Source organism: Pseudomonas sp. H3_D04 (genome assembly GCF_054669175.1).
Genome location: NZ_CP162801.1, coordinates 5,066,587 through 5,090,966 on the forward strand (window position 1 = coordinate 5,066,587; position 24,380 = coordinate 5,090,966).

The window sequence follows — 24,380 nt, forward strand, 5'->3', positions numbered from 1 at the left end:
CCAAAGCATCGGCGGTGCCGCGACCAAGATTCTCGCCACCTCGAAGAGCTCGACTCAGGTTTCCAGCGACATGGCTGAGGCCGCCGGGCGCCAGCGTGAGGCGGTGGACATGGTGTCCACGGCGTTCCATGAAATGGTCGCCACCGCCAACGAAGTCGCACGCTCGTGCAGCCAGGCGGCAGAATCCGCCGACAGTGGCCAGCGCCAGGCGCGTCAAGGTCAGCAACAGATTGATGCGGCCGTGACCAGCGTTGATCGCCTGAGCCAGGAAATCGAACAGTCGGCGCAGTCGATGCAACAGCTCGAACGCGACAGCAACGACATCCAGTCGATCCTGGGGACCATTCGCTCGATTGCCGAACAGACCAACCTGCTGGCCCTGAACGCCGCCATTGAGGCTGCACGGGCCGGTGAGCAAGGTCGCGGGTTTGCAGTGGTGGCGGATGAAGTCCGGGCACTGGCCAAACGCACGGCGGATTCCACGGCGGAAATCGATGGCTTGCTGGGCAACCTGGCCAAGCGCACCAGCCAAGTGACTCAACAGATGCATGCGAGCCTGGAAGTGTCGCAACAATCGGTGACCCGCATCGGTGAAGCGCGCAGCAGTTTCGGGCTGATTCGTGAGTCGGTGGATGTGATTCGCGACATGAACACGCAGATCGCCACGGCGGCGGAAGAACAGCATCAGGTGGCCGAAGACATCAACCGGCACATCAGCCAGATCCATGGCGACGCGCAGTTGGTGGCAGAACTGGCGAACTCGGCGCGCCTGGACTCGCAGAGCCTGGCCGGGTTGTCGAATGAACTGGACGGGTTGGTTCGTCGCTTCAGGACCTGAGGTCGCTGATCTAACGGGTCGAAAACCGATACCTGTGGCGAGGGAGCTTGCTCCCGCTCGGCCGCGAAGCGGTCGCAAACCGGTAAACACGGAATACCTGATACAGCGTGTTTACTGAATTGGGACCGCTTCGCGCTCCAGCGGGAGCAAGCTCCCTCGCCACAATTACTGTTTGAACAATTCACCGGGTGTGAAGCCGAACAACCCCTTGAACGCCGCAATAAACGCCGACGTCGAGTCATACCCACAAGACAGCGCGGCATGGGTCACGCTGTCGCCCTCCTCCAGCAAACTCAGCGACGACAGCAACCGCATTCGCTGTCGCCACCCGCGAAAGCTCAGCCCGGTCTCGCGCTGGAACAAGCGCATCAGCGTCTTTTCCGAGGTGCCCAGGCGTTGCGCCCATTCCTGCAACGTCACACTGAGCTCCGGACGTTCGATCAGCTCATTGCACAACCCGAGCAGCCGTTCATGACGCGGCAACGGCAGGGAAAACCCCACCTCCGGCAGATTCGCCAACTGATCCAGCAGCACATTCACCAGCCGCGTTTCCTGGCTGTCGCCCTGCGGATACTCCACCGGCAGCAAGCAAAAACGCTTGATCAGCTCACGGGCCAGCGGCGTGACTTCCAGCACCCGACAACGCCCGTCGGCCCATTCACAGTCCTGGCGGCGCACGTAAAGGCTGCGCATTTCGGCACGCATCGAGGTCACCACCTGGTGTTCGAGGTCCGCCGGAATCCAGATCCCCCACTGCGGCGGCGCAAAGAAACTGCCCTCAGCCGTGTGCACGCCGAGAACGCCGCTGATGGCGTAGGAAAACTGCACCCAATCGTGGCGATGAGGTGGCGTCCACGACCCGGCATTCAGGCTTTCCGCCCGAGCGAACAGCGGACGCGGTAGCGCCTTCAGCGTCGGAATGGCCCGTTCGAGGGAAAGTTGTCCGTTAGCCGGCATTGATTGGCCTTATGTCGCAAGACGGCAGATAGGGCCGACGTTAGGCTAAGTCATCAATTCTTACAAATGTATTCGGTGGCCGTTATGCATGCCTTCAAACACCTCAAACGCGTGGTCACCGACTGGTTCTTGTGCGGCATGCTGATCGCCACGCTGCTGGCGTATTTCTTCCCGGTCTTCGGCGCCACGGGTGGCGGGATGCACGCGGAATATGTGATCAACATCGGCGTGTTCCTCGTGTTCTTCCTGCACGGGGTCAATCTCTCCAGCGAGCAGATCAGCCATGGCCTGAAGAACTGGAAGCTGCACGTGATGGTCCAGGGTTTCACCTTCATGGTGTTCCCGTTGATCTGGTTGCTGAGCGACAAGCTGCTGGGTTCGCACGTGCCTTCGCTGTTGATGCTTGGCTTCTTCTACCTTTGCGCCCTGCCGTCGACCATCTCGTCGTCTGTGGCCCTGACTGGCAGCGCGGGCGGCAACGTGCCGGCGGCAATTCTCAATGCGAGCCTGTCCAGCGTGCTGGGGATTTTCCTGACGCCGTTGCTGGTGAGCCTGGTGGTCGGCAGCGGTGCTGGCGGCATCGATCTGGGCTCGACGCTGCTCGACCTCTGCGCCATGTTGCTGTTGCCGCTGGTGCTCGGCCAACTGTTGCGGCCGATGTTCGGCAAGTTCTTCGCCCGCCACAAGCGCTACACCAACATCGTCGACAAGCTGGTGATTCTGTTGCTGGTGTACTCGGCGTTCTGCAACTCGATGGTCTCGGGGATGTGGCAACAACAGGGCAACGGCGTAATTCTCAGCGCACTGATCGGCAGCGTGATCCTGCTGGCGGTCATCCTGTGGATGACTACCCGCACCGCTCGCGCACTGAAATTCAGCCCGGCGGATGAGATCGCCGCGGTGTTCTGCGCCAGCAAAAAATCCCTCGCGGCCGGTGCGCCGATGGCGGCGCTGATCTTCGGCGCCAATCCTGGCCTGGGCTTGATTCTGCTGCCGATCATGATTTATCACCCGTTGCAGTTGATCGTCTGCTCGGTGATGGCCGAGAGCTACGCCAACCGCAACCGTGAACGCATCGCGCAGCAGAACGCCGAACTGATCAGCGCTCGATAATCGCCGTCACCCCTTGGCCGCCAGCGGCGCAGATCGAGATCAAGCCTCGGCCCTTGCCCGCCGCGTCGAGCAACTTCGCCAGGTTGGCGACGATGCGCCCGCCGGTCGCGGCAAACGGATGCCCGGCCGCCAGTGAACTGCCTTTGACGTTGAGGCGGCTGCGGTCGATGGAGCCCAGCGGCGCATCGAGGCCGAGACGGGTTTTGCAATACTCCGGATCTTCCCAGGCCTTCAACGTGCAGAGCACCTGCGCGGCGAAGGCTTCGTGGATTTCGTAGTAATCGAAGTCCTGCAAGGTCAGGCCATTGCGCGCCAGCAAACGGGGCACCGCGTACACCGGCGCCATCAACAGCCCTTCGGCGCCGTTGACGAAATCCACTGCCGCGGCCTCGCCGTCACGCAAATAGGCGAGGATCGGCAAGCCACGTTCCTTCGCCCATTCTTCACTGCCCAACAGTACCAGCGACGCGCCATCGGTGAGCGGCGTGGAGTTGCCCGCCGTCATCGTGCCCTTGGCGCTTTTCTCGAAGGCCGGTTTCAGCGAGGCGAGTTTTTCCAGGGTCAGGTCCGGGCGCAGGTTGTTGTCGCGGGTCAGGCCGAGGAACGGTGTCATCAGGTCGTTGTGCCAGCCTTCGGCGTAGGACGCGGCCAGGTTCCGATGGCTCTCCAGCGCCAGCTGATCCTGTTCTTCGCGGGGGATGTTCCAGGTCTGGGCCATCAACTCGCAGTGCTGGCCCATGGACAAACCGGTGCGCGGTTCGCCGTTGCGCGGGAACTCCGGTATCAAGTCCCGGGGACGCAGCTGCAGAAAGGTTTTCAGTTTGTCGCCGGTGGTCTTGGCGCGATTGGCTTGCAGCAGCACCCTGCGCAAACCTTCACTGACGCCGATCGGCGCATCCGAGGTGGTATCGACGCCACCGGCAATGCCGCACTCGATCTGTCCCAAAGCAATCTTGTTCGCCACCAGCAACGCCGCTTCAAGGCCTGTGCCGCACGCCTGCTGAATGTCATAGGCCGGGGTGCCGGGGGACAACCGTGAACCGAGCACACACTCGCGCGTCAGGTTCATGTCTCGGGACAACTTGAGGACCGCCCCCGCGACCACTTCGCCGATCCGCAGGCCATGCAGGTTGTAGCGTTCGATCAGGCCTTCGAGCGCTGCGGTGAGCATCGCCTGGTTACTGGCGGTGGCGTAAGGCCCGTTGGAGCGGGCGAAGGGGATTCGGTTACCGCCAATAATCGCGACGCGGCGCAGCTGGGTCATGAAAAGCTCCTGTCAAAAAATCAGATGTAAACACCAGCCCTGCAGGAGCGAAGCTTGCTCGCGAAGGCGCCGGCACATTCAATATCTCCTCTGAATGAAACATCGTCTTCGCGAGCAAGCTTCGCTCCTACACTGTTCAAGCGTAGGCCTTATATCGTGGATCGAACGACTGATTGCCATTCGTGGTCCACACTTTGAACCCCAGCTGCCGGAGTGCGTTCCATGTCTGACCGTTATATCGACTTCGCCAATTCCTCCATCGGCCATCGTCTGGTCGGGGCCATGGGACTGCCGTCTCCGGTACGCCTGGAGCGGTGGCAAGCAGGCCGACTGCGGCCTGTCGAAGGGGCGCTGTTGATTGGCGGCGGCCCGCTGACAGAGAAAGTCAGCGCTTTTGCCAATCGCCTGACCGATGCGATCTACAGCTACGGCACTGACCCATCGCTGGCCACCGCGTGGATTCCCGGCCACGGCCCCAAGCTCAAAGCCGTGGTGTTCGACGCCAGTGACCTGGTGCAGACCGATCAGCTCAAACAGCTGCGCGAGTTCTTCCAGCCGCTGATCAAGAACCTCGATCACAGCGCGCACCTGGTGATTCTGGGGCGTGCGCCAGAGACGTTGACCGACCCGTTCGCCGCCAGCGCACAGCGTGCGCTGGAAGGTTTCAGTCGCTCGCTGGCCAAGGAATTGCGCAGCGGCGGCACCTTGCAGCTGATCTATGTCGGTGACGGCGCCGAGGATCAACTCGAAGGGCCGCTACGGTTTTTCCTCTCGCCCAAAAGTGCGTTTGTGTCAGGCCAGGTGGTTCGTTTGAAGGCTTGCGATACGCAGGTGTCGGACTGGACTCGCCCACTGGCCGGGCGCAAGGCGCTGGTCACGGGTGCCGCGCGCGGCATTGGCGCTTCCATCGCCGAAACCCTGGCCCGTGACGGTGCCGAGGTCATCCTGCTTGACGTACCTGTGGCCAAAACCGACCTCGATGCACTCGCTGCGCGCCTCGGCGGGCGCAGCATCACCTTGGACATCTGCGCCGAAGACGCCGCCGCGCAGTTGATCGAATTGCTGCCCGACGGCGTCGACATCGTGGTCCACAATGCCGGCATCACCCGCGACAAAACCCTGGCCAACATGACCCCCGAATTCTGGGACGCGGTGATCGCGGTCAACCTCAACGCGCCGCAAGTGCTGACCAAGGCCCTGCTCGACAGCGGCGCCTTGCATGACAACGGGCGGGTGATTCTGTTGGCGTCCATCAGCGGCATCGCCGGCAATCGCGGGCAGACCAATTACGCGGCGAGCAAGGCAGGGCTGATCGGTCTGGCCCAGGCCTGGGCGCCGCTGCTGAGTCAACGCGGCATCAGCATCAATGCGGTGGCGCCGGGGTTCATCGAAACCCAGATGACCGCGCACCTGCCGTTCGGCATCCGTGAGGCCGGGCGACGTATGAGTTCTTTGGGCCAGGGCGGCCTGCCACAAGACGTTGCCGAAGCCGTCGCGTGGCTTGCTCAGCCGGGGACCGGCGCGTTCACCGGGCAAGCGTTGCGAGTCTGCGGCCAAAGCGTCCTGGGGGCATGAACATGATCACCGATTGGCACACCCTCAACCGCGAACCGAGCCTGACGGGGCTGTACGTGAAGGCGGCAACACGGCGCAAAATCACCGGCACCACGTTGCCCGACACGGGATTGCGCTGCTGGCTCGAGGTCGATCCGAAACGCCTGGCGGCGTATCGCAAGGTCTGTGGTTTTGCCGATAACGGTTTGCTGCCGCCGACCTATCCACACATCCTGGCGTTTGCCTTGCAGATGCAATTGCTCACGGCCAAGGACTTTCCGTTCCCGCTGCTTGGGCTGATTCACCTGAGCAATCGCATTCGTGTATTGCGCCCCATGGGTGGGGTCAACCGTGTTCGGGTCAGCGTGCAGGTGCAGAACCTGCAACCCCATGCCAAGGGTGCGACGTTCGATCTGGTGACGTCGCTTGACGATCAGTTGGGGCCGTTGTGGGAAGCTGAAAGCCAGATGCTGTGCCGCGGGGTCAAGCTCGAAGGCGAACCGGTCGAGGACGTGTTGGCATCAACCCTGGAGATGACGCAAGTGGCTCGCTGGAATGCGCCGGCGGACATCGGCCGGCAGTACGCAAAAGTATCCGGGGACTACAACCCGATTCACCTGAGTGCCGCGAGCGCCAAGCTGTTTGGTTTTCCGACGGCCATTGCCCATGGGTTGTGGAACAAGGCCCGGACATTGGCAGCGTTGAGTGAGCATCTGCCCACGGCGAATGTCGAGATGGCGGTGCAGTTCAGGAAACCGGTGCGGTTGCCGAGTGAGGTGACGTTGCTGGCCAGCGCGGCGGGGTCCAGTGGGGACTTTCAGCTGCTGGGGGCGGGGGATCTTGAACATATGGTGGGACATTGGCGGCCGATTGCCTGAACCGGTTGATCATCTGTGAAATCGCCGTCGCGAGCAGGTTCGCGCCTGCAGGGGACCGCGTTTGCGAGTCGTCCGAGGCAGTGAGCCTGCTTGAGAAAAGGGCTGGTTCAGTGATTGAAGTGCGCGCTTGGCTGCGGAAACAGGTTATTGAGCGTCTCCAGCAACCGCACGTGATAGATCGGCTTGCGGAACAGGTCGAGCACCTGCAAGCGCAGCATGTCGCTGACATCTTCCATGTCTGCATGGCCGGATGTCACGATCACGGGTAAATGCTGGCGGGAGGTGTGCTCGCGCAGGCGTTTGATCAGCGACATGCCGCTTTCCTCCGGCATGCGCAGATCGGTGATCACCAGGGCAATATCGGGATGGCGGGTCAAATGATTCAGGGCGAGTTTGACCGAGGTTGCGGTAAAGCAATTGAAGCCCTCGCCCTCAAGCAGCTCCGCCAGTTCCAGCAACGCATCCTCCTCGTCATCGACCAGAAGGAGTTGTTGGCGTGGGAATGCGAGAGCGTTCATAGGGTTTTCCTGCGATGGACTAAGCGCTGACGTTAAAACCACTCAGGCCCGTTGGCAAACGGCATCGATCAAGAAGCCGCCGGCAGTACCTCCTTGATACTGTCAAAGATTATGGTAATCGAACCCGAGATCGGCTCCATGAAAGCTGCCAGTGCGACCGCCGCCATCCCCGCGATAATGGCGTACTCAATACCCGAAGCCCCTTCGGTGTCTTTCGCCAGGTTGATGTAGAAGACGACTTCAGACTTCAGCCGCTGAACAAACTGAGTGAGGGACATGACGTTTTCTCCTTGGAGGGTGCCGGGTGTTGCATGGCCGCAACATGATTCCCCTGTGCCAGCATCAGCATTGTCGGCATTCCGCTTACCAACAACTGTAAGAACGAATTAATACTTAAGTATTAACCGGCCAATCGACGCCAAAAAACCAGGTTTGGCACGATAGCCTCTTACTTTCGTTAGATATTTTCCAAGGAGTAATGGCATTTTGATCTACCTGCGCTAACGTCAAATAGCGAAATAGTTAGAAGGTCAAAGCTGCCTGATTGCGAAGTTATCTCGTTGGACCTTACGAGTCATCAAGCAGCAGGAAAGGGAGAGCCGTGATGAACAGCCGAGTCACCATGGGTCTGGCCGGTTTTTTTCTGGTGGGTGCCATCATTGCCGGTTATTGGGGGCTGACACTGAGTCGACAACCGGCCCCCGACCCCGTCACCCCGCCGAACGCTATCGCCACCGCACCTGTTCCGGCACCTGCGCCGGTAGACGATCCCACCCGTCAACCCGTTGTCGTGCTGCTGCGCGATGTGGCGCCCTTCGTTCAAATCACCGCCGCCGACGTGACCCTGGAAAAACTGCGCACCGCCCCGGCCGGCAGTCTGACCAGACTCGATCAGGCCATTGGTCGCACGCCGTGGCGCGCACTGACCGCAGGCACCTGGCTCAACGCTGAAAGCTTCGAAGCCGGCAGTGCATTGTCGCGAATGATCCGGCCCGATGAACGTGCGCTCGCCGTCGCGGTGGATGAAGTGATCAATGCCGGCGGGCAACTGAGCCCTGGCGATTATGTCGACGTGATGCTGTTTCTGCGTGCAGACGCCAACAACGTTCAGCAGTCAGCTCAGGTCGTCATCCCCGCGTTGCGGGTGCTCGGCGTCGGCGAACAGCTGGGACTGACCAACGATGGGCGCCCGGCCAAACCGGTGCGCAGCAACGAAGAACAACTCAAGCAGGACCCACAGCGCACCAACGCCCGTTCGGTGGTGCTCGCCGTGCCCGAGTCGCTGCTGAGCCGGCTGATGCTGGCGACCCAGGCCGGGGTGCTGCGCCTGGCCGTGCGCAGTGCCGAAGAGAAACGCCTGGCGCATTATTGGGCCGGCGAAAACGATTCAAACGCCCACCTTGCCCGGGCTGATCGCGACCTGGTGCAGTTCAGCCAACTGGCCCTCGTCGGCCCCCCCAAAGCACTCACCCTCGGCAGCACGGCACCGCGCAAATCAGGCGTGGAAGTCATTCGCGGCAACCAAATCTCCCAACAAACCCCCTGAGTCGAGCAAGGACGCCTTTAAATGCGCAGACGTTCCATGTCCATGTTCCAAGGCCTGCTCTGTGTCTCCTTGCTGGGCGTTCAACCGCTCGACATGACATTCGCCGCCGCGGGCAATTGCTCTGCATTAGGGCCCCTGCCGGCGGTGCTGGAAGTCGGTGAAGGGTTGCAGCAGGAACTGCAATCGCCGGTAGCGATCACGCGACTGGCCGTGGGCGATCCGAAAATCGCCGACGTGCGCGTCAACGGCAATCAGGCGTTTCTGCTCACCGGCATGGCGCCGGGCGCCACCAGCCTGATGGTCTGGACCGCCTGCGCCAGCACACCGCGCCAAAGCATGGTGTTCGTTCAGGGCCGGGCCACAGCAGCGATGACCGGCGCGGCGTCGATACCCTCCGAAGACCCGATGCTGGCGTCGCAAGTGCAGACCGATATTCGCTTCGTCGAGGTCAGCCGGACCAAACTGAAAGAGGCCAGCACCTCGATCTACGGTAAAAACTCGAACTTCCTGTTCGGCTCACCCGGCACCGTGCCCAATACGGCAGTCACACCGCGTGTGCTGCCGCTGCGCAACATCGATCCACGCATTGCCGTGCCGAGCATTCCGCTGGCCAACGACATGTACAACATCGTCGCCGGCGGCGGTAATTTCCTCGCCATCATCAACGCCATGGAAGGCAGCGGCTTCGCCTACACCCTGGCGCGGCCGAGCCTGGTGGCGATCAGCGGGCAGAGCGCGAGCTTTCTGGCCGGCGGTGAAATCCCGATTCCGGTGCCCAGCGCCAACAGCAACAGCTACTCGATCGAATACAAGGAATTCGGCATTCGCCTGACACTCACGCCGACCGTCGTCAGCAACCAACGCATCGCCCTGAAAGTGGCGCCGGAAGTCAGTGAGCTGGATTACAACAACGGCGTCACCATCGGCGGCACCACAGTCCCGGCGCTCACCATCCGCCGCACTGACACCAGCATCTCCCTGGCCGATGGCGAAAGTTTCGTCATCAGCGGTTTGATCAGCACGCAAAACGCCTCGCAGGTCGACAAATTTCCCGGTCTTGGCGACATCCCGATACTCGGTGCGTTTTTCCGCAGTTCATCGATCAAGCGCGAGGAGCGCGAACTGCTGATGATCGTCACGCCGCACTTGGTGCAGCCGTTGGCGGCCAACGCGAAATTACCGTCGCTGCCCGGTGAACAACTGCGCAACTACGACCCCGGTTTCTATCGCATGTACTTCCTCGAAAACGGCAACTTCGATAAACGCAGCGGGTTATCGCAATGAGCCAGAACCTGAGCCAGACCTTCCTGGCAATCACCCGCAACCCCACCGACCTTGAATGGCTGCAAGGCGCCCTCGCCCCGTTGGGCCAGGTCGTCAGTGCCGGTGGCGGCAGCCTCGACGAACTGCTGACGCTGGTCGACGTGACCTTCGCCAGCCTGGTGTTCGTGGGGCTGGATCGCGAACACGTGGTGGCGCAGAGCACCTTGATCGAGGGTGCACTTGAAGCCAAACCGATGCTGGCCATCGTCGCGCTGGGCGACGGCATGGACAACCAGCTCGTGCTCAACGCGATGCGGGCCGGCGCCCGGGATTTCGTCGCGTATGGCTCGCGCTCCAGCGAAGTCGCGGGGCTGGTGCGGCGTCTCAGTAAACGCCTGCCACCGGTGGCTCCAAATACCCACCTGGGTGGCCTGACCGTGCTATATGGCGTGCAAAGCAGTGCAGACGGCGCGCTGCTCGCCAACCATATGGCGCAGGTGGTGCAAAAGAGCGGACAGCAAACCTTGCTGCTCGACCTCGGCCTGCCACGCGGCGACAGCCTGGCCCTGCTCGGCCTGGAGAGCTCGTTTCACTTCGGCGATGCCCTGCGCCATTTGCGGCGGCTGGACGCAACGCTGATCGACAGTGCGTTCACCAGCGACGGTGACGGACTGCGGATTCTGGCGTACGCCAGTCACGACGAACCGCTGGAACACACCAGCGCCGCCGAGCTGTACATGCTGCTCAGCGCCCTGCGCCAACACTTCCAGCACATTGTGGTGAACCTCACCGGTCAGCCGGACAGCGAGGCACTGCGCACATTTATCAGCCATTGCGACAAGCTGCTCTGGTACACCGATCAGAACGTGCTCGACTGTCGCCGCAACCTCGCGCTGCTGAATCTGTGGCGGGAGAAAGGCATGAAGCTTGACCACGCCAGATTGCTCATCGACCGCTACTTGCGCCACGTCGCGCCGGACTCGGAAACCCTGGGTAAAAGTTTCGGCATGGAGATCATCGCCACCCTCGCCTACAGCCCGGAAGTGCGGCTCAACGCCAAGAATCAGGGCGTCAGCCTGTTCGAACTGGCCCCTCGCGAAGGCCTGAGCCAAGGCCTGCGGGCCCTCGGTGAATGTCTGGCCAAGCGCTCCGAAGCCTTGGCCAAACCCAGGACCGGTTGGTTCAACCGGCTTCGAGGTGCGCAATGAGCAGTGAAAAACTGTTCGGTGCGCCGCATCGCGCTTCGAGCGCCAACGCCGACCATGAAGGCCTGAAACTGGTGTTGCACCGTTTCATCATCGACGCCATCGAAGAGTCCGGAAAAAACCTGCTGGAGGGTTCGCGCCAGGTACTGTCGCAATTCGTCACCGACAAAGTGGCTGAGTACATCGCGCGACTGCACCTGGCAATTTCCCGTTATGAAATGGAGCGACTGGCCGAAGAACTGGTCGACGAACTCACCGGTTTCGGTCCGCTTGAAGTGCTGCTGCGCGATCCGGCGGTGACCGAGATCCTGGTCAACGGCCCGCACCGGGTATTCATCGAGCGCGACGGTGTGCTGCATCAAAGTGACTTGCGCTTCATTGATGCGCACCACGTCGAACGCGTCATGCAACGGATTCTCGCACCACTGGGTCGGCGGCTCGATGAGTCTTCGCCGATGGTCGATGCTCGCCTGCCGGATGGCAGCCGGGTCAACGCGATCATTCCACCGATCGCCCTCGACGGCCCCTGCCTGTCAATTCGTAAATTTCGCAAGGACATGCTCAAGAGCAACGACCTGGTGACGATGCAAACCATCGATCAGCCGATCTTCGATTTCCTCCAGGAAGCCGTGGGCAAGCGCTGCAACGTCTTGATCAGCGGCGGCACCGGCACCGGTAAAACCACGCTGTTGAATATTCTCAGCCAGTTGATCAACCCACACGAGCGGCTGGTCACCATCGAAGATGTCGCCGAATTGCAACTCGGCCACCCGCATGTCGTGCGCCTGGAAACCCGTCCTCCCAATGCCGAGGGCCACGGTGAAGTGAAGTCCAGCGACTTGATCCGCAACGCCCTGCGGATGCGCCCGGACCGGATCATCCTCGGCGAAATTCGCGGTGTCGAAGTGCTCGACGTGCTCACCGCCATGAACACCGGCCACGACGGTTCGATGAGCACCGTGCACGCCAACAACGCCCAGGATGCGCTGCTGCGCCTGGAAACCCTGGTCGGCCTGACCGGTCGCGTCATTGCCGAAAAGACCTTGCGGCAAATGATCTGCGCGGCACTGGACGTGATCATCCAGTTGACGCGCATGCCCGATGGTCGACGCTGCGTCAGCGAAGTGGTGGAGGTGGTGGGCGTCCGTGACGATGTCTACGTCACCAATACGCTGTTCCGGCTCGACCGGCGCAGCGGATTCGGGTTTCTGCGCGAGGCCGTCAACCCGGCCGGCGATAAACTGCGCCGCGAGTCGGCGCTCCCGCCATCACCGTACTGAGGCCCACGGCATGCTCAAACCGGCGTTGCTCATCCTCGTTTGCCTGATCATGCTCGGCGTGTCGATTCGCCTGCTGCTCAAAGGCTTGCGCCAGACTGGCACCGAGCGCGTGCTCAATCGCCTGGCCCAGGGGCAACCGCAGTTGGTGGTGGAAAAAACCTCTTGGGCAGGCCTGGAACGGGCGTTCCTGCGCGCGGGCCTTGGGCGCCCGAACGAACAGCTGGGACGCTGGATGCTGCTGTGGGCGTTCGGTACGTTGATCGGCTTCGCCGCCGGTGGCTGGATCGGGCTCGTGGTGTGTTTGCTGGTACCGCCACTCGCGTTCCGGTTGTTCATAAGCTGGCGCTATCAGCGCCGGCTCAAGCGCATGATCGAACAACTGCCGACGTTGCTCGATCACACCGTGCGCAGCCTGAAGTCCGGTCGCACTCTGGCCGACGCGGTGCTGGGCGCTATCCATGCCGCCGACAATCCGCTCAAAGAGGCCATGGGCCGGGTACAACGCAACGTGCAGTTGGGCGTCAGCCTGCCGGATGCCGCGTCGGACTTCGCCGAGCTGTATGAGAAGGATGAACTGCGCCTGTTTGCCCTCGGCCTGAAGGTCAATCACCGCTACGGCGGCAATGCCAGCGAATTGTTGGAGAACCTGATCAAGATGATCCGTGAACGCGAACAGGCCGCCCGCCAGCTCAGCGCCATGACCGGTGAAACCCGCGTGACGGCCTGGGTGCTAGGCAGTTTGCCGCTGGGCCTGGCCACCTATTTCCTGGCCGCCAACCCCGCTTACCTGCTTGCAATGTGGCACGACAGCTCAGGGCAAATGATGCTCGCGAGTGCGTTTGGCTTGCAGGCGGTGGGCAGCCTGGCGCTTTGGCGCATGTTGCGCAGCGTATGAAAATACCGCTGCTGATCAGTGCCCTGCTGTTTATGGCGGCTGCGCTGTTGCTGCTCGGCAGCCTGCTGGACCAGCGCCGGCGTGCGCGTCAGGTGGCTCAACGGCTGGACGGCAAAGCCGTTGACCACGACCGCATGGGTCATTGGCTACAAGCGCTGGGCAACAGCCGCATCGGTCAGCGTTCGGTCAATCTGGACAACGAAACCCAAACCCTGCTCAACCGCTTGGGTTGGCGCAGCGCCCGCCGCCGCTCACAGTTCGCGGCGTTCCAGGTGGGAGTGCCGGTGCTGGCGCTGGCCTTGGCATTGCTGATTCAAAGCGTGTTCTACCCCAGCGTGCAAAACCACTGGATCGCCCCGCTCTTCGCCACGGCCATCGGTTACCTGCTGCCTAAACGCCTGCTCGCCGCCGCGTCTCAACGCCGGCAAAAACAGTTGGCCCTGGAGATATCGACCTTCATTCCGCTGCTGCGCATCCTGTTTGAATCGGGCATGGCCGTCGAGCAATCGCTGCGCGTGCTGAGCCAGGAAGGCAAGCAACTGATGCCCGCATTGACCCACGAACTGCGCCTGGTTCTGGCCCGTGTCGATTCCGGCCTGGAGTTGGGCGAAGAGCTGAGCAAGGCCAGCCGCTTGTTGGCGGTAGACGAATTCACGGACACCTGCGTGATCCTTCAACAGCTGATCCACCAGGGTGGTGGTGCGATGAAATCGCTACTGGCGCTCAAGCAACTGTTCGATGACCGGCGCCTCACGCGCTTGCAGGAATACATCTCCAAGATGTCCGCCAAAATGTCCGTCGTGATGATGCTGTTTCTCTTCCCGGCGTTATTGATCGTCCTGGCCGGCCCGGGCTTCACCGCCCTGGCCCGGGCCATTGGCTCATAGAGGGATCGCGATGAAAGCAATGATTGCCGGTTTGAGTTTGCTCCTGTTGAGCGGTTGCGCCACCGACGGCCAGGCGCCATGGAACGCCCTGACCCAAAGCGCCAGTTGCAGCAAGTTGGGCTCCGATGAACAGCTGAAATTGAACCTGGCCGATGACATGGCCAACGACGGCAAACTGCACGCGAGCCTCGCCAACCTGCAAAGCCTGCCCGACAACGTCGCCGACGTGCGCTTGCGCCGGGCCAAGGTAAACCGGCTGCTGGGTCGCAGCGAAGCCGAGCCACTTTACCGCAGCCTGCTCGGCACCTGCCTCGCCGCCGCTGCCGAACACGGCCTCGGCCAGCTCGCGGCAGCCAGGGGCGACAACGGCCAGGCCCAGGCCCACCTGCAACGCGCCGCCCGACTGGCGCCAACCGATGAAAAAATCCGCAACGATCTCGGCGTGGTCTACCTCAACCAACGGCGCGTCGACGATGCACGCTTCGAATTCCTGACGGCCATGGAGCTCAAGCAAAGCGATCGACTGGCGGCGTTGAACATGGTGACGCTGCTGATCTACCAGGACGACTGGAGCCGCGCCGCCGAACTCGTCAGCCGCGTCGGCCTGAGCCCCGCCCAGGTCACCGAAGCCCAGGAACGCGCACAAAAACTCAAGGCCCCGACCAAGGTGATTCCGACACCCGCAAATCAGGTCGCCGCCGTCGCGACGCCGGGCCTTCAATAGGAGCAGACAGATGAAACCGACCCTCCTTTACCTCACCCTGCTGGCCCTGCCACTCACCGCCAACGCCCTCGACGGCCCCGCCTCACCACAACAACAGGAAACCGAAGGCTGGTTGAAATTGCAGATCAGCCACCAGGCCGCCTCACACACCCCACAGACCTCAACCGCGACCGAACGAGAGCTGAGCATGCAGCGCTGGCTGAAGAGCTATCAGCATGAGATTCCGATGTTTTTCGATCAGGAGGAAGGGGGGACAGTGAACGGTGGGGCGGGGGGGTAGCGTCAGGCTTTCTTGCATCGAATTCATCGCCTTCGCGAGCGGTGCAGCGATCCGACGCGCCCGCGAAGAACGATGACGCGGTCTAACCGGTACTACACCGCTTGCGGCACATCCACATTATCCAGCGCTCGATTCACCGCCAACTCAGCCAGCATGATGACCTGCTGGATCGCCAACGCCGTATGCCGCTGCGGCCCCTCCAGATGCCCCGCAAACTCACTGGCCAGCACACTCGCCGACGCCAAGGACTCGCAAGCGTGGGCCAACAGGCATTCGTTATCGATATCGGGGGCGACGATGAACATAGTGCTGACCTTGCGGATGACGGGGGCCTTGAGGGCAGACGGATTGAGCTAGTGATCCAGCGCGCGGTCGGCGGCTTCGTTGAGCTTTTTGGGATTGAGCGGATCGTAGGGGGAAACGTCGTTGGCTTCCGGGGGATTGGGTGTGGCTTTGAACATGGTGAAACTCCCTGATTAATGGAGCCGTCACAAAGCGCACAAGCCGGCGGATTCTGGCGTAGTCGTAGGCAAAGGAGCAAGAAACTGTAGCTTTCAGGAAGTAACGCTAAACACTATTAAGCACAGCCCTCAAATCCACACACATTCCCCCTGTGGGAGCGAGCCTGCTCGCGATTGCGGTCCGGCATCTGGCATTCACGTCGTCTGACACTCCGCCATCGCTGGCAGGCCAGCTCCCACAGGGTTTGGTGTACATCCGCAAAAAAAATGGTCGGCTGTCAGGCCGCCATCGCGAGCAGGCTCACTCCTACAATTGAACTAGGTACATCAGCAAATGTTGGGCGGCTGTCAGGCCGCTATCGCTGGCAGGCCAGCTCCCACAGGGTTTGGTGTACATCTGCAAAAAAATGGTCGGCTGTCAGGCCGCCTTCGCGGGCAAGCCTCGCTCCTACAAGAATTCAGCGTACAGCTTTTGATTCTCACCACTCATCAGGCCGAGCGTTAGCTCGCCTGCAGCTCTTGATCTTGATCCACCCGCCCCTTTCGGGAGGCTGAGTGGAGGTGTTCATCCGGGGAGTGGCGCGCAGCGCCGTTCGACGCAGTCGAACACGCTGCATGTAGGTCGTCGCGAAGCAGACCGGAGGGCAGTGTCCCCGGATGGATACCGGAGCGAAGGTACGCCGAGCCTTAGCGAGGGGCCGGACGCTTGGGGCGAGACTTTTTGGTTCCTTTTGGCTGGGCCGGCACTCCGGGCGTTTGACAAAAGGGACTCGCCGTAAGGGCGAAACCGCCAGCCGCCGTTACCGCACAAATGGATATGCACACAACCACCAAGAACATGGTCGGCCCAAAGGCCGCCAAAAGCGACCCACCACACTCAGTGAGCCGTAACCCGCTGGCGCATCCCGGAGTTACCGGGCGACAACGCCAATGCCAATTGCGTCCGATTATGCATATGCGTCAACCGCAACACCTGCGACACATACAACTTCACCGTGTTCTCGGTAATCCCCAACTCACAGGCAATCTGATAATTGGTCTGCCCCTTCCCCACCAACCGCGCCACATCCAGCTGCCGGGGCGACAACTGATTGAAAATCGCCGGGATCTCCACCCGATCCACATCACTGACATCAGCCCCGGAAGAATCCGCCCCCTGCGGACCACGCCGCACCTTATCCAGATCCTGATACAAATCATCGATCGACTCAGTCAGGTACTGCAGCTTCTGATTCAAATGCCCCAACTGCAGATTCTTCTGCCGATCTTGCAACGCCACCTCTTGTCGCTGAACCCCTTCGAGCAACTCATCGAGATCAATCGGCTTCTGGTAATAATCGGCAATCCCTGCCCGCAAGGCCTTGATCACATCCTGCTTGTCCGCACGCCCAGTCAGCATGAGAGCCTCGAAGGCCCGGTGCTTGCCGGACATCCGCTGCAACTCCTTCACCAGCTCAATCCCGTCCATGTCAGGCATATGCAAATCACACAGCACCAGGCCGATTTGCAGGTCCTCGCCGTAACGGGAAATGGCTTGCTTGCCCGATTCACAGGGAACGCAGCGATAGCCGCTCGCCTCCAGAAACTCGCAAAGTTCTTCAACAATCAACGCCTGATCATCAACCACGAGGACTTTTACTGCCGAGGTGAATTTGTTCACGCGCCACTCCATGCTCGGTCTACAGCTGACCGTTCCTGTACGAAAGCCACTGGCCGTACGACTATCAATCTGAAAAGTAGACGCACTTTCCGACTATGTACATAGGGGGGATGGAACAACATGACTAGCGAATCCAAAGCAGGGCCAATGAAAAACCCATCAGCACGAACGGCGCAAATGGCTGCTTTTTTGACAGCCCAGGGCCTAAATATCGAAGACGCTCCCTAACCCGTTGACTCATATGAGGCCATACTTTTGGCGCGAGCAGCAGCCAGCACACGCTGGCCAGCGCGGCCCCGACAAAGCTGCCCAGCAGATGCATTCCGTCCGTCGCCAAACCCAAGGCTGTCATTAATTTCACATCCCCGGCGCCCAATCGCCTCAGCGCGTAACCGGGCAACGTGAAGGCCAGTGCCAGAAAAGCAGCCCAGCCGCCCTGCGCCCCTTCTGCCCCCAGCCAAGTGGTGTCGGTCCATAGCAGAAACGCCAACGCCAATACCCCCGCGCCAAGGGTCAACGAGTTGGCAATGTGCTTTTCGCGGGCATCCTGCGCTGCGCAAAGCGTCAGCCAGATCAGTAGGACAAAAGTTTGCATTGCGTAAAAAAAGTCCCTTTTGGCTGAATGATTCTATGCTGATATTACGCAGTGACAGTCAGGGTAGACGCAGTCATGAATTCGAGCCTCCCCCGCCAGCAAAAAGGCGCCGTAGCGATTGAGTTCGCTTTGGTGTTCGTGATTTTTTTCGCTGTGTTTTACGCCATTGTCAGTTACAGCCTGCCGCTGTTGCTGATGCAGTCGTTCAACCAGTCGACCGCCGAAGCGGTGCGGCGCAGCGTGGCGGTGGACCCGGGCACGCCCGGTTACGCCGCCAACGTCCAAGCCACAGCCTCAGCCGAACTGACCCGGCAACTGGCGTGGATTCCCGCCGCACTGAACTTCAATGTCGCCACCGATTCGACCATCACCTTCGTCGGCGGCATGCTCAAGGTCAACATCGATTACCCCACCACCAAACTCAACCAGGTGCTGCCGTTTCTGGTGCTGCCGGGCATCGGCGCGGTGCCTAACCTGCCGACGACCCTCTCGGCCAGTTCGAGCCTGCAATTTTGAATTCCGGGGAAAAACTCTTCGGGCGTCTGCTCAATCGCCAATCGCCACCACCTCAGGTTGCGCCGGACACCCTGAGCGTGCCGAGTGTCGGCTTGCAGGTGCACCTGGATGGCGAAGGCCGGGTGCTGCACCTGACCGGCCCATTGCGCCATACGCTCGCCCCGCAACGGCTCGCCACACAGGCACCACCGCTGCTCGATTACCTGATGCCCCACAGCAGCCTGGTCATCGAAGGTATCCCCGCCGACTGGCAAGGCCAAATCCTCGACCTGGACTTTCACAGCGTCAGCGGGCCCCCACTGCACCTGCGCGGCTGGGTACTTCCGCTGGCGGACAACTGGCTGTTGCAGTTGCTGGACATCAGCGATGTGTTGGTTGAACGTCGACAATCGTGCCGCCGCGAACAGAACCAGCTTCTCGCGGCCAGGATCAGCGAACAGTTGCGCCTGTGCAGCCTCACCCGTCTGCCCGATGTGTTGCAGGAGCAGCTTCAGGTATTGGCTCAGCGCTTTCACATTCCGTGCATTGCGGTGGCGCTGCTTGATGAGCAGGACCAGGGCTGGCAAATCCATCAGTATTACGCGGCCTTCGATGCACCGATGCTGTGGCAGAACGGACAGCGCCTGGGTTCCGGGCTCGACAGCCTGAACGGTTCTTTCCCGCAACACCTGACACGTGGCGAGCACCCGCGTTTGCAAGAAACCTTCGGGCATGCCGAAGGACTTGCGGTGCCCTATTACGATGCTCACGGCGTGGCCACCTGGTTACTCTGCGGTTTTTACACCGCGCAGCAGCGGGCGCCCGAATTGAACGATGACGACTGGTTGCAGCTCACCGCCGCCCTCGCCAGCCCCCTTCTGGAACGCTTGCGCGAGCATCGGCATCATTTGCAGCTGGAGCGCTTGGCGTCGCTGCAAGCGCTACTCGGCACCGGTTGGTGGGAAGTGTTCAGCGACAGCGCTGAAATGCAACTGGCCCCTTCGCTGGCCAGCTCGCTGAACCTGGCGAGCCCCCGCCTGACGCTCGGCGAATGGCTCGATCACGTGCACCCTGCCGACCGCGAAGAACTGCGCAGCCGACTGCACGCCCTGGAGGACGCCGGCACCCCGTTGCTGCTCTGCGTGCGCTGGCACTGTGAGCAAGCGCCCGTCTGGTATCGGCTGCAAGGCCAGGCCATTGGCATGGGTAAAAACCGCCGGCTGGTGGGCTTCATGCTCGACATCAGCGACATCAAAAACCAGGAACAGAACGCCGCCACCGCCCATGCCAGACTGGACAACCTGATCGCCAGCTCGCCGGCCGTTATTTACGTGCAGCGCTATGTTGAAGGCGCGCTCTTGCCGACGTTTTTCAGCGCCAGCCTGCTGCCGTTGCTCGGCCTGACACTCGCCGATTGCACCGCAGGAGCCTTGATAGAAAGGGTGCATCCAGAAGACCGCGAGCACTATTTCGAGCGCACCCGACGGCTGCTGCGTGAAGGCACGGTGCGCGCCCGTTACCGGTTGCGCGACAGCCACGGCGAGTACCACTGGCTGCTTGACGAAGCCAAGGTGTTGCGCGACGACCTCGGCCTGCCGGTGGAAACTGTCGGCTTGTGGCTGGACGTCACCGAAGCGACCCTCGCCACCGAGCAGGTGAAACAGAGCGAAGAGCGCTATCGAATCCTGGTGGAGGACTCCCCGGCGATGATCTGCCGCTATCGCCCGGACCTGACCCTGACCTTCGGCAACCGGCCGCTGGCGACGTATCTGGAATGTCAGCCCGATCAACTGCCCGGCGTGAACCTGGGCCACTGGATGTCGGACGATCAGCGCCAGGCATTCGTGCTGCGACTCAGCCAACTGACGCCGCAAGCCCCGGTCAGTACCGCCGAAATCTATCTGCAACTGCCGGGGCGGGAACACGCCTGGTGGGTCTGGTCGGACCGCGGCGTGTTCGACGCCGAGGGTCGCTTGCTGGAAGTGCAGGCAGTCGGCCGCGACAACACCGAAGTCCGCCGCTCGCAGCAGCAACTCACCCAGAGCGCGAAAATGGCCACCCTCGGCGAAATGGCCACGGGACTCGCTCACGAAATCAATCAGCCGCTGAACGTGATGCGCATGGCCATCGTCAATGTGCTCAAGCGCTTGAACAATGGCGACGTGCAGATCGATTACTTGAAAGACAAGCTCAACCGCATCGATTCACAGGTCCAGCGCGCCGCACGGGTGGTTGATCATATGCGCGTGTTTGGCCGTCGCTCGGACATCGAGCAGCAACCGTTCAACCCGGCCGACGCGATCGAAGGCACGCTGTCGCTGCTGGCCGAAGGCATGCGTGGCAAAGGGGTTGAATTGCGCATCGGCGAGATTGGTTTTGCCGTGCAGGTCCGCGGCTTTATCGACCAGTTGGAGCAAGTGCTGATCAACCTGATGGTCAACGCCCGGGATGCGCTGCTGAGCAAACGCGAAGCCGACCGTGAGTTCAATCCGTGGATTGCGCTATACGCCGAACGGGATGAGCGATGCGTGCGGATATGGGTCGAGGACAACGGTGGCGGGATAGATCCGCGGTTGATGGAGAAGATTTTCGAGCCGTTTTTCACCACTAAACCGGTGGGCATCGGCACCGGGCTGGGGTTGTCGGTGAGTTACGGCATCATCGAGAACATGGAGGGGCGGCTGAGTGTGCGTAACTCGGTGCAGGGTGCGCTGTTTTGCATCGAGTTGCCGGTGGTCCCCGTGGATCAGATCACCAGTGCCGGCCGCCCGGAGTAACAACTGAGGTTGGCACCGACCTGGATTTTCCCGACCTCGATTCCCAGGGTTTTCACAAGCGTGTCGAGCAGGTTATCCAGCAGCGGACCGAGGATTGATTCAAGTGTCGTCTTCAGCAACAAGATCACGCCATCGAGCAGTGTTTTCAATAATTCGAAGGTCGCGGCCAACAGGAAGTTGGGCGTGAATGACGGCGCGTGGACGATCAGGTTCACGTCATTGACGGTTTGCGACAATCCGGAAACCGCGTTGGTAGCGGTCAAGGTGTATGGCGGATCCGAAGGGGCCAAACCGACTTTCGGCGGGTTGATGAACGTCGAGGTGGCATTGGCCGGCAGCACGGGACTGTAAATTTGCAGCTCAGCGCCACCGCCGGAAAAGGGTACGCCCGCTTTGCGGATATCGAGCAGGGTGACCGGCGTGACCGTCAGGGGCGCGGACGATGAAGCCCAGTCCGCATTGACCCTTCCAACGCGCAATTCAGCCACGGTGGTCGTGGTGTTCACGGTCAGGCTTTTATTGATTTCGCTGGGGCAGGTGTAATCGGTGACGTAACTGTTGCCGCCACCGGCTTGCAGGCTGACGTCCAGGTTGGGGCTGGGCAACACGTACAAGTCGAGCCCGAGCAACCCGGTGACCACGGACAAAGTCCCCGTCACCGCGCCAAGCAGACCGGTGACCAATGACAAATCCAATGTCACCAGCACCCGGACTTGAGCGGTGCGCACATAGATTCGATTGGCGCCCAAGGGCGCCATTTTTGCCAGTGCGGGATTGCCCACCGCCGACCACTGCGGGGGTTCGATGACTTTGATCTTTGCGCTGGCCCCGACGCCAAGCCCCAGCAGATTCACCGGAATGGTGCCTGCCACGGCGCTCTTGCTGTTGCCGAGTTCGATAAAGGCCTGCACCAGTTGAAGCGCGTTCACGTTGGCGTTCAGGCCGGCAGACGTGGTGCCTGTCTGCAGTTTCAACAGGTCCCCCAAATGCACTTTGAGCGGGCTGACGACCGCGATCGCCAAGCTGTCGAAACCGGCCTGCACGTCCGCCGTCGCCCCATTGAGTCGCGCCACCGTGGCAGCGGCCTGAAGTAACTGGCCCACGGTGGCATCAGCACCGAGCAGCCCCGTGTAATCGCCTGCCGTGACCTGCAGGTCAATGGCCAACTGGTCCATGTATTTAAGCAAGTTGATGTCGGCGCCCAACAGCCCGTTCCAACTCGCGACAGGCAGGTTGATGGACGCTCCCGCGAGCGCGGAAAGGAAGCCGTTCAACAAATTGACGTCGACCAGGGTGCTGCGAATGGTCAGTTGGGCGACCGGCGGCCCCGGCAGCCCAGCCACCGCAGTGGCGCTGAGGGTGATGGTCGAGTTGGCGGGTGCGCCCCCGAACATTGCGCCGATTCCACCGACGAGACTTTGCGGCACCCCATGGCTGACGATCACGCGGACGGCTTCGCTTTTGCTCGGGTCAACGCCGAAAACCCGAAGGTTGTTGGCGCCGACGGTCAGCGCACCACAGGCAACGGCCAGTGTGCGATCCGCGCCGGGCACGGTGAAATTATTGCGTTGGGCGCTGGCAGTGGCGTAGATGAGCGCGGTTGTACCGACGCCGCAGTCACCGCCACGGGTGGCGGCTTCGAGCGCGGCCATGTCAGCGACGCGCTGCAGGTTGCGCTTTTCCAGGTAGAGCCGGCCGCTGTCGATCACCACCAGCAGGAACACCAGCGCCAATGCGAATGTCAGCGCCGCCATCAAGCCTATCGCCCCCCGTTGCCGGGACGGGCCGCAAAATTGCAAGCGTGGAGACATCATGCACTCCTTTGCCGGTGAACCGCCGGGGGGTTACCTCCATGGAAAAACAGTGTAGACAACGCTGGGCAAGGCTGCTGGCAACAAGCCACCCCACAACCGTTTGTGGGAGCGGGCTTGTGTTTCAGGCTGGGTGGATGGTCAGTGCGGTGGATAGTTGGCGAGGATTCGTGCGACGGTTTCGCGTATCGCATTGCTGCGATCAGCGGGGTTCGTCGTGCGGCTGAGCAGTTGCTCATCGCTGCCACGCCACACTAGTTTGCCGTCCTTGCCATCGAGCAAATCGATCTGGATGGTCGCCACTTTGTAACTGACGCTGCGGGTTTCGTTGTACATCGGCGCACCCCAGTAGCCATTCCATGGATTACCCCAACCGCCGCCATAGTTGGTGGTCACCTGTTGCTGGCGTTCTTCGACGATCAGGTAAGTCTGGACGTCCAAATTACCCTTGCTGCCAGCGGCGGCCGGGCGCAGGCCACGCTGATCCAGTTGATCGGCCACCGATTGACGAATGCGCTGTTCGGTCAGGTCGCTCTTGATCCGTGGGTCGTCGGGGCGATATTGCAGTGCAGGTTCTTTCCAGCTCCAGGTGCGATAGGCGGCGAAGTCGCGGCTGGCATCGAAGTCATTATTGACCTGGTTGGCGGCGCAGGCACTGAGCAGCGCGGCCACAGCCAGTAAAGCGAAACGACGGATCATGATGGTTCTCCGGTTGAAGACATGAACCTGTGAACGCCCTCTCAACGTGAGAAGTTAACTGGGAGGATACGCCGACATGGCCTTTTCCACAGCCTCACGTATCGCATCGCCACGCTCACTCTGACTGCCCCGACTGCCGGTTTCGGCGCTGGCACTCCACACTGGCTGGCCTGTGCCCGCATCGAACAGATCCACTCGCACCACCACGACCTGTTCTTGATACGTGCGCACGATCGGCACCGTGTTGTACATGCCATAACCGGTGCCGTAGCGGTTGTAGCCGCCATAACCACCGCCGTAATAACCGTAGTCGTCCCGAACCTGGCGCAACCGGGTTTCCAGGTGCAGATCGGCGCTGACAAACAGGTCGGCCGGGCGGGTGTTGTCGTGCAGCGGACGCAGGCCGCGCTGATCGAGGGCGTTGCTGACCGCTTCGGCGACCTGGCCCGAGTCTGCCCAGGCGCTGCCCGGTGGCAGCTGCCCGTTGAGCCAGGCCCAGCTGCGGTAACGCCCATAGTCACGCGGCGGTGCCGGGTAGGCGCTGCGGTCGAAGGTGTTGGCCGCCTGAGGCGGTGCCGGCGGCAAGGGCTTGGAGGTCGCCACATAGGGATTGCTGCCCTGGCAGGCCGCCAACCCGAGACAGATCACCAGTAACCCTGAACGACTTTTCATGTTGCGCT

At 61.4% G+C, this 24,380-nt stretch carries 23 protein-coding genes and 1 pseudogene; 14 read left to right on the forward strand and 10 right to left on the reverse strand.

The features are described from left to right. Positions 1-133: 133 nt before the first annotated feature. Entirely contained in the window at positions 134-838 is a 705-nt protein-coding gene (locus AB4N91_RS23460) for a methyl-accepting chemotaxis protein (RefSeq protein WP_420802917.1), read from the forward strand. Between the two features lie 165 nt (positions 839-1,003). Here AB4N91_RS23460 and AB4N91_RS23465 read toward each other — a convergent pair whose 3' ends face one another. Beyond that, complete coding sequence (locus AB4N91_RS23465; protein ID WP_154913264.1) at positions 1,004-1,795, reverse strand: AraC family transcriptional regulator; 792 nt, start codon at positions 1,793-1,795, stop codon at positions 1,004-1,006. 84 nt (positions 1,796-1,879) lie between these two features. Between AB4N91_RS23465 and AB4N91_RS23470 the strand changes: the two genes are divergently transcribed. Continuing rightward, positions 1,880-2,908 (forward strand): bile acid:sodium symporter family protein, encoded by a 1,029-nt coding sequence (locus AB4N91_RS23470; RefSeq protein WP_288110161.1) that lies wholly within the window; start codon positions 1,880-1,882, stop codon positions 2,906-2,908. On the opposite strand, the gene AB4N91_RS23475 is transcribed toward AB4N91_RS23470, so the two are convergent. Beyond that, entirely contained in the window at positions 2,895-4,172 is a 1,278-nt protein-coding gene (locus AB4N91_RS23475; RefSeq protein WP_083375122.1) for an acetyl-CoA C-acetyltransferase, read from the reverse strand. The genes AB4N91_RS23470 and AB4N91_RS23475 overlap by 14 nt on opposite strands. 222 nt (positions 4,173-4,394) lie before the next feature. Between AB4N91_RS23475 and AB4N91_RS23480 the strand changes: the two genes are divergently transcribed. Both AB4N91_RS23480 and AB4N91_RS23485 read left to right on the forward strand, forming a co-directional pair. Further along, positions 4,395-5,747: a 3-oxoacyl-ACP reductase gene (locus AB4N91_RS23480; protein WP_460111813.1), complete on the forward strand. Its 1,353-nt coding sequence runs from the start codon at positions 4,395-4,397 to the stop codon at positions 5,745-5,747. Between the two features lie 2 nt (positions 5,748-5,749). Beyond that, the gene (locus tag AB4N91_RS23485) at positions 5,750-6,604 is read left to right on the forward strand and encodes a MaoC family dehydratase (RefSeq protein ID WP_077750225.1); all 855 of its coding nucleotides are present in this window, start codon (positions 5,750-5,752) and stop codon (positions 6,602-6,604) included. Positions 6,605-6,711: 107 nt separating this feature from the next. Here the strand turns inward: AB4N91_RS23485 and AB4N91_RS23490 are convergent, their stop codons facing one another. Beyond that, the gene (locus tag AB4N91_RS23490; protein WP_010463827.1) at positions 6,712-7,122 is read right to left on the reverse strand and encodes a response regulator; all 411 of its coding nucleotides are present in this window, start codon (positions 7,120-7,122) and stop codon (positions 6,712-6,714) included. 68 nt (positions 7,123-7,190) lie between these two features. Further along, entirely contained in the window at positions 7,191-7,400 is a 210-nt protein-coding gene (locus tag AB4N91_RS23495; protein WP_077750207.1) for a Flp family type IVb pilin, read from the reverse strand. A gap of 326 nt (positions 7,401-7,726) precedes the next feature. Between AB4N91_RS23495 and cpaB the strand changes: the two genes are divergently transcribed. Genes cpaB through AB4N91_RS23535 form a run of 8 tightly spaced genes read left to right on the forward strand, consistent with a single transcriptional unit; the run spans position 7,727 to position 15,202 of the window. Next, positions 7,727-8,668 (forward strand): Flp pilus assembly protein CpaB, encoded by a 942-nt coding sequence (gene cpaB / locus AB4N91_RS23500; protein WP_460111814.1) that lies wholly within the window; start codon positions 7,727-7,729, stop codon positions 8,666-8,668. A 21-nt stretch (positions 8,669-8,689) separates the two neighbouring features. Continuing rightward, positions 8,690-9,952: a type II and III secretion system protein family protein gene (locus AB4N91_RS23505; RefSeq protein ID WP_154913260.1), complete on the forward strand. Its 1,263-nt coding sequence runs from the start codon at positions 8,690-8,692 to the stop codon at positions 9,950-9,952. Further along, a complete protein-coding gene (locus AB4N91_RS23510) occupies positions 9,949-11,139 on the forward strand; it encodes an AAA family ATPase (RefSeq protein WP_010463831.1) in 1,191 nt (396 codons plus the stop codon). The genes AB4N91_RS23505 and AB4N91_RS23510 overlap by 4 nt, the downstream gene beginning before the upstream one ends. Then, positions 11,136-12,416, forward strand: a complete 1,281-nt coding sequence (locus tag AB4N91_RS23515) for a CpaF family protein (RefSeq protein ID WP_460111815.1) — start codon at positions 11,136-11,138, stop codon at positions 12,414-12,416. Before AB4N91_RS23510 ends, AB4N91_RS23515 begins: the two co-directional genes overlap by 4 nt. 10 nt (positions 12,417-12,426) lie before the next feature. Next, positions 12,427-13,311, forward strand: coding sequence for a type II secretion system F family protein (locus tag AB4N91_RS23520; RefSeq protein ID WP_010463833.1), 885 nt, complete (start codon positions 12,427-12,429; stop codon positions 13,309-13,311). After that, positions 13,308-14,198 carry a type II secretion system F family protein gene (locus AB4N91_RS23525; RefSeq protein WP_102595838.1) on the forward strand — a complete coding sequence of 297 codons (891 nt, stop codon included), beginning with the start codon at positions 13,308-13,310 and terminating at the stop codon, positions 14,196-14,198. Before AB4N91_RS23520 ends, AB4N91_RS23525 begins: the two co-directional genes overlap by 4 nt. Before the next feature lie 10 nt (positions 14,199-14,208). Then, on the forward strand, positions 14,209-14,922 hold the full coding sequence (locus AB4N91_RS23530) for a tetratricopeptide repeat protein (RefSeq protein ID WP_083375129.1): 714 nt from the start codon (positions 14,209-14,211) through the stop codon (positions 14,920-14,922). Positions 14,923-14,932: 10 nt separating this feature from the next. Next, a complete protein-coding gene (locus tag AB4N91_RS23535; RefSeq protein WP_154913254.1) occupies positions 14,933-15,202 on the forward strand; it encodes a DUF3613 domain-containing protein in 270 nt (89 codons plus the stop codon). A 92-nt stretch (positions 15,203-15,294) separates the two neighbouring features. Here AB4N91_RS23535 and AB4N91_RS23540 read toward each other — a convergent pair. The 3 genes and pseudogenes from AB4N91_RS23540 to AB4N91_RS23550 all read right to left on the reverse strand — a co-directional run bounded on the left by AB4N91_RS23540 (position 15,295) and on the right by AB4N91_RS23550 (position 17,918). Next, a pseudogene (locus tag AB4N91_RS23540) lies at positions 15,295-15,663 on the reverse strand (DUF6124 family protein). 877 nt (positions 15,664-16,540) lie between these two features. Next, entirely contained in the window at positions 16,541-17,323 is a 783-nt protein-coding gene (locus tag AB4N91_RS23545; RefSeq protein ID WP_460111816.1) for a response regulator transcription factor, read from the reverse strand. A gap of 124 nt (positions 17,324-17,447) precedes the next feature. After that, a complete protein-coding gene (locus AB4N91_RS23550) occupies positions 17,448-17,918 on the reverse strand; it encodes a prepilin peptidase (protein ID WP_077748982.1) in 471 nt (156 codons plus the stop codon). Between the two features lie 75 nt (positions 17,919-17,993). Here AB4N91_RS23550 and AB4N91_RS23555 point away from each other — a divergent pair, with 75 nt between their 5' ends. Together AB4N91_RS23555 and AB4N91_RS23560 are read left to right on the forward strand one after the other, a co-directional pair. Beyond that, positions 17,994-18,434: a TadE/TadG family type IV pilus assembly protein gene (locus AB4N91_RS23555; protein WP_010463843.1), complete on the forward strand. Its 441-nt coding sequence runs from the start codon at positions 17,994-17,996 to the stop codon at positions 18,432-18,434. After that, entirely contained in the window at positions 18,431-21,190 is a 2,760-nt protein-coding gene (locus AB4N91_RS23560) for a PAS domain-containing sensor histidine kinase (protein WP_460111817.1), read from the forward strand. The genes AB4N91_RS23555 and AB4N91_RS23560 overlap by 4 nt, the downstream gene beginning before the upstream one ends. Here AB4N91_RS23560 and AB4N91_RS23565 read toward each other — a convergent pair. From AB4N91_RS23565 to AB4N91_RS23575, 3 genes are all read right to left on the reverse strand, one after another. Continuing rightward, positions 21,160-23,001, reverse strand: a complete 1,842-nt coding sequence (locus tag AB4N91_RS23565) for a pilus assembly protein TadG-related protein (RefSeq protein ID WP_460111818.1) — start codon at positions 22,999-23,001, stop codon at positions 21,160-21,162. The two genes, AB4N91_RS23560 and AB4N91_RS23565, sit on opposite strands and share 31 nt — an antisense overlap. A 141-nt stretch (positions 23,002-23,142) precedes the next feature. Next, positions 23,143-23,700, reverse strand: coding sequence for a DUF4136 domain-containing protein (locus tag AB4N91_RS23570; RefSeq protein WP_010463848.1), 558 nt, complete (start codon positions 23,698-23,700; stop codon positions 23,143-23,145). A gap of 54 nt (positions 23,701-23,754) precedes the next feature. Continuing rightward, positions 23,755-24,372, reverse strand: a complete 618-nt coding sequence (locus tag AB4N91_RS23575) for a DUF4136 domain-containing protein (protein ID WP_460111819.1) — start codon at positions 24,370-24,372, stop codon at positions 23,755-23,757. Between the last annotated feature and the right edge of the window lie 8 nt (positions 24,373-24,380).

Bases quoted from the DNA above. Each gene is read 5' to 3' on its own strand.
- AB4N91_RS23565 (WP_460111818.1), bottom strand. From the start codon at position 23,001: ATGTCTCCACGCTTGCAATTTTGCGGCCCGTCCCGGCAACGGGGGGCG.
- AB4N91_RS23575 (WP_460111819.1), bottom strand. From the start codon at position 24,372: ATGAAAAGTCGTTCAGGGTTACTGGTGATCTGTCTCGGGTTGGCGGCC.
- AB4N91_RS23550 (WP_077748982.1), bottom strand. From the start codon at position 17,918: ATGCAAACTTTTGTCCTACTGATCTGGCTGACGCTTTGCGCAGCGCAG.
- AB4N91_RS23480 (WP_460111813.1), top strand. From the start codon at position 4,395: ATGTCTGACCGTTATATCGACTTCGCCAATTCCTCCATCGGCCATCGT.
- AB4N91_RS23490 (WP_010463827.1), bottom strand. From the start codon at position 7,122: ATGAACGCTCTCGCATTCCCACGCCAACAACTCCTTCTGGTCGATGAC.
- AB4N91_RS23505 (WP_154913260.1), top strand. From the start codon at position 8,690: ATGCGCAGACGTTCCATGTCCATGTTCCAAGGCCTGCTCTGTGTCTCC.
- AB4N91_RS23495 (WP_077750207.1), bottom strand. From the start codon at position 7,400: ATGTCCCTCACTCAGTTTGTTCAGCGGCTGAAGTCTGAAGTCGTCTTC.
- AB4N91_RS23535 (WP_154913254.1), top strand. From the start codon at position 14,933: ATGAAACCGACCCTCCTTTACCTCACCCTGCTGGCCCTGCCACTCACC.
- AB4N91_RS23510 (WP_010463831.1), top strand. From the start codon at position 9,949: ATGAGCCAGAACCTGAGCCAGACCTTCCTGGCAATCACCCGCAACCCC.
- AB4N91_RS23530 (WP_083375129.1), top strand. From the start codon at position 14,209: ATGAAAGCAATGATTGCCGGTTTGAGTTTGCTCCTGTTGAGCGGTTGC.
- AB4N91_RS23520 (WP_010463833.1), top strand. From the start codon at position 12,427: ATGCTCAAACCGGCGTTGCTCATCCTCGTTTGCCTGATCATGCTCGGC.
- AB4N91_RS23555 (WP_010463843.1), top strand. From the start codon at position 17,994: ATGAATTCGAGCCTCCCCCGCCAGCAAAAAGGCGCCGTAGCGATTGAG.
- AB4N91_RS23485 (WP_077750225.1), top strand. From the start codon at position 5,750: ATGATCACCGATTGGCACACCCTCAACCGCGAACCGAGCCTGACGGGG.
- cpaB (WP_460111814.1), top strand. From the start codon at position 7,727: ATGAACAGCCGAGTCACCATGGGTCTGGCCGGTTTTTTTCTGGTGGGT.
- AB4N91_RS23460 (WP_420802917.1), top strand. From the start codon at position 134: ATGGTCGCCACCGCCAACGAAGTCGCACGCTCGTGCAGCCAGGCGGCA.
- AB4N91_RS23465 (WP_154913264.1), bottom strand. From the start codon at position 1,795: ATGCCGGCTAACGGACAACTTTCCCTCGAACGGGCCATTCCGACGCTG.
- AB4N91_RS23475 (WP_083375122.1), bottom strand. From the start codon at position 4,172: ATGACCCAGCTGCGCCGCGTCGCGATTATTGGCGGTAACCGAATCCCC.
- AB4N91_RS23515 (WP_460111815.1), top strand. From the start codon at position 11,136: ATGAGCAGTGAAAAACTGTTCGGTGCGCCGCATCGCGCTTCGAGCGCC.
- AB4N91_RS23570 (WP_010463848.1), bottom strand. From the start codon at position 23,700: ATGATCCGTCGTTTCGCTTTACTGGCTGTGGCCGCGCTGCTCAGTGCC.
- AB4N91_RS23470 (WP_288110161.1), top strand. From the start codon at position 1,880: ATGCATGCCTTCAAACACCTCAAACGCGTGGTCACCGACTGGTTCTTG.
- AB4N91_RS23525 (WP_102595838.1), top strand. From the start codon at position 13,308: ATGAAAATACCGCTGCTGATCAGTGCCCTGCTGTTTATGGCGGCTGCG.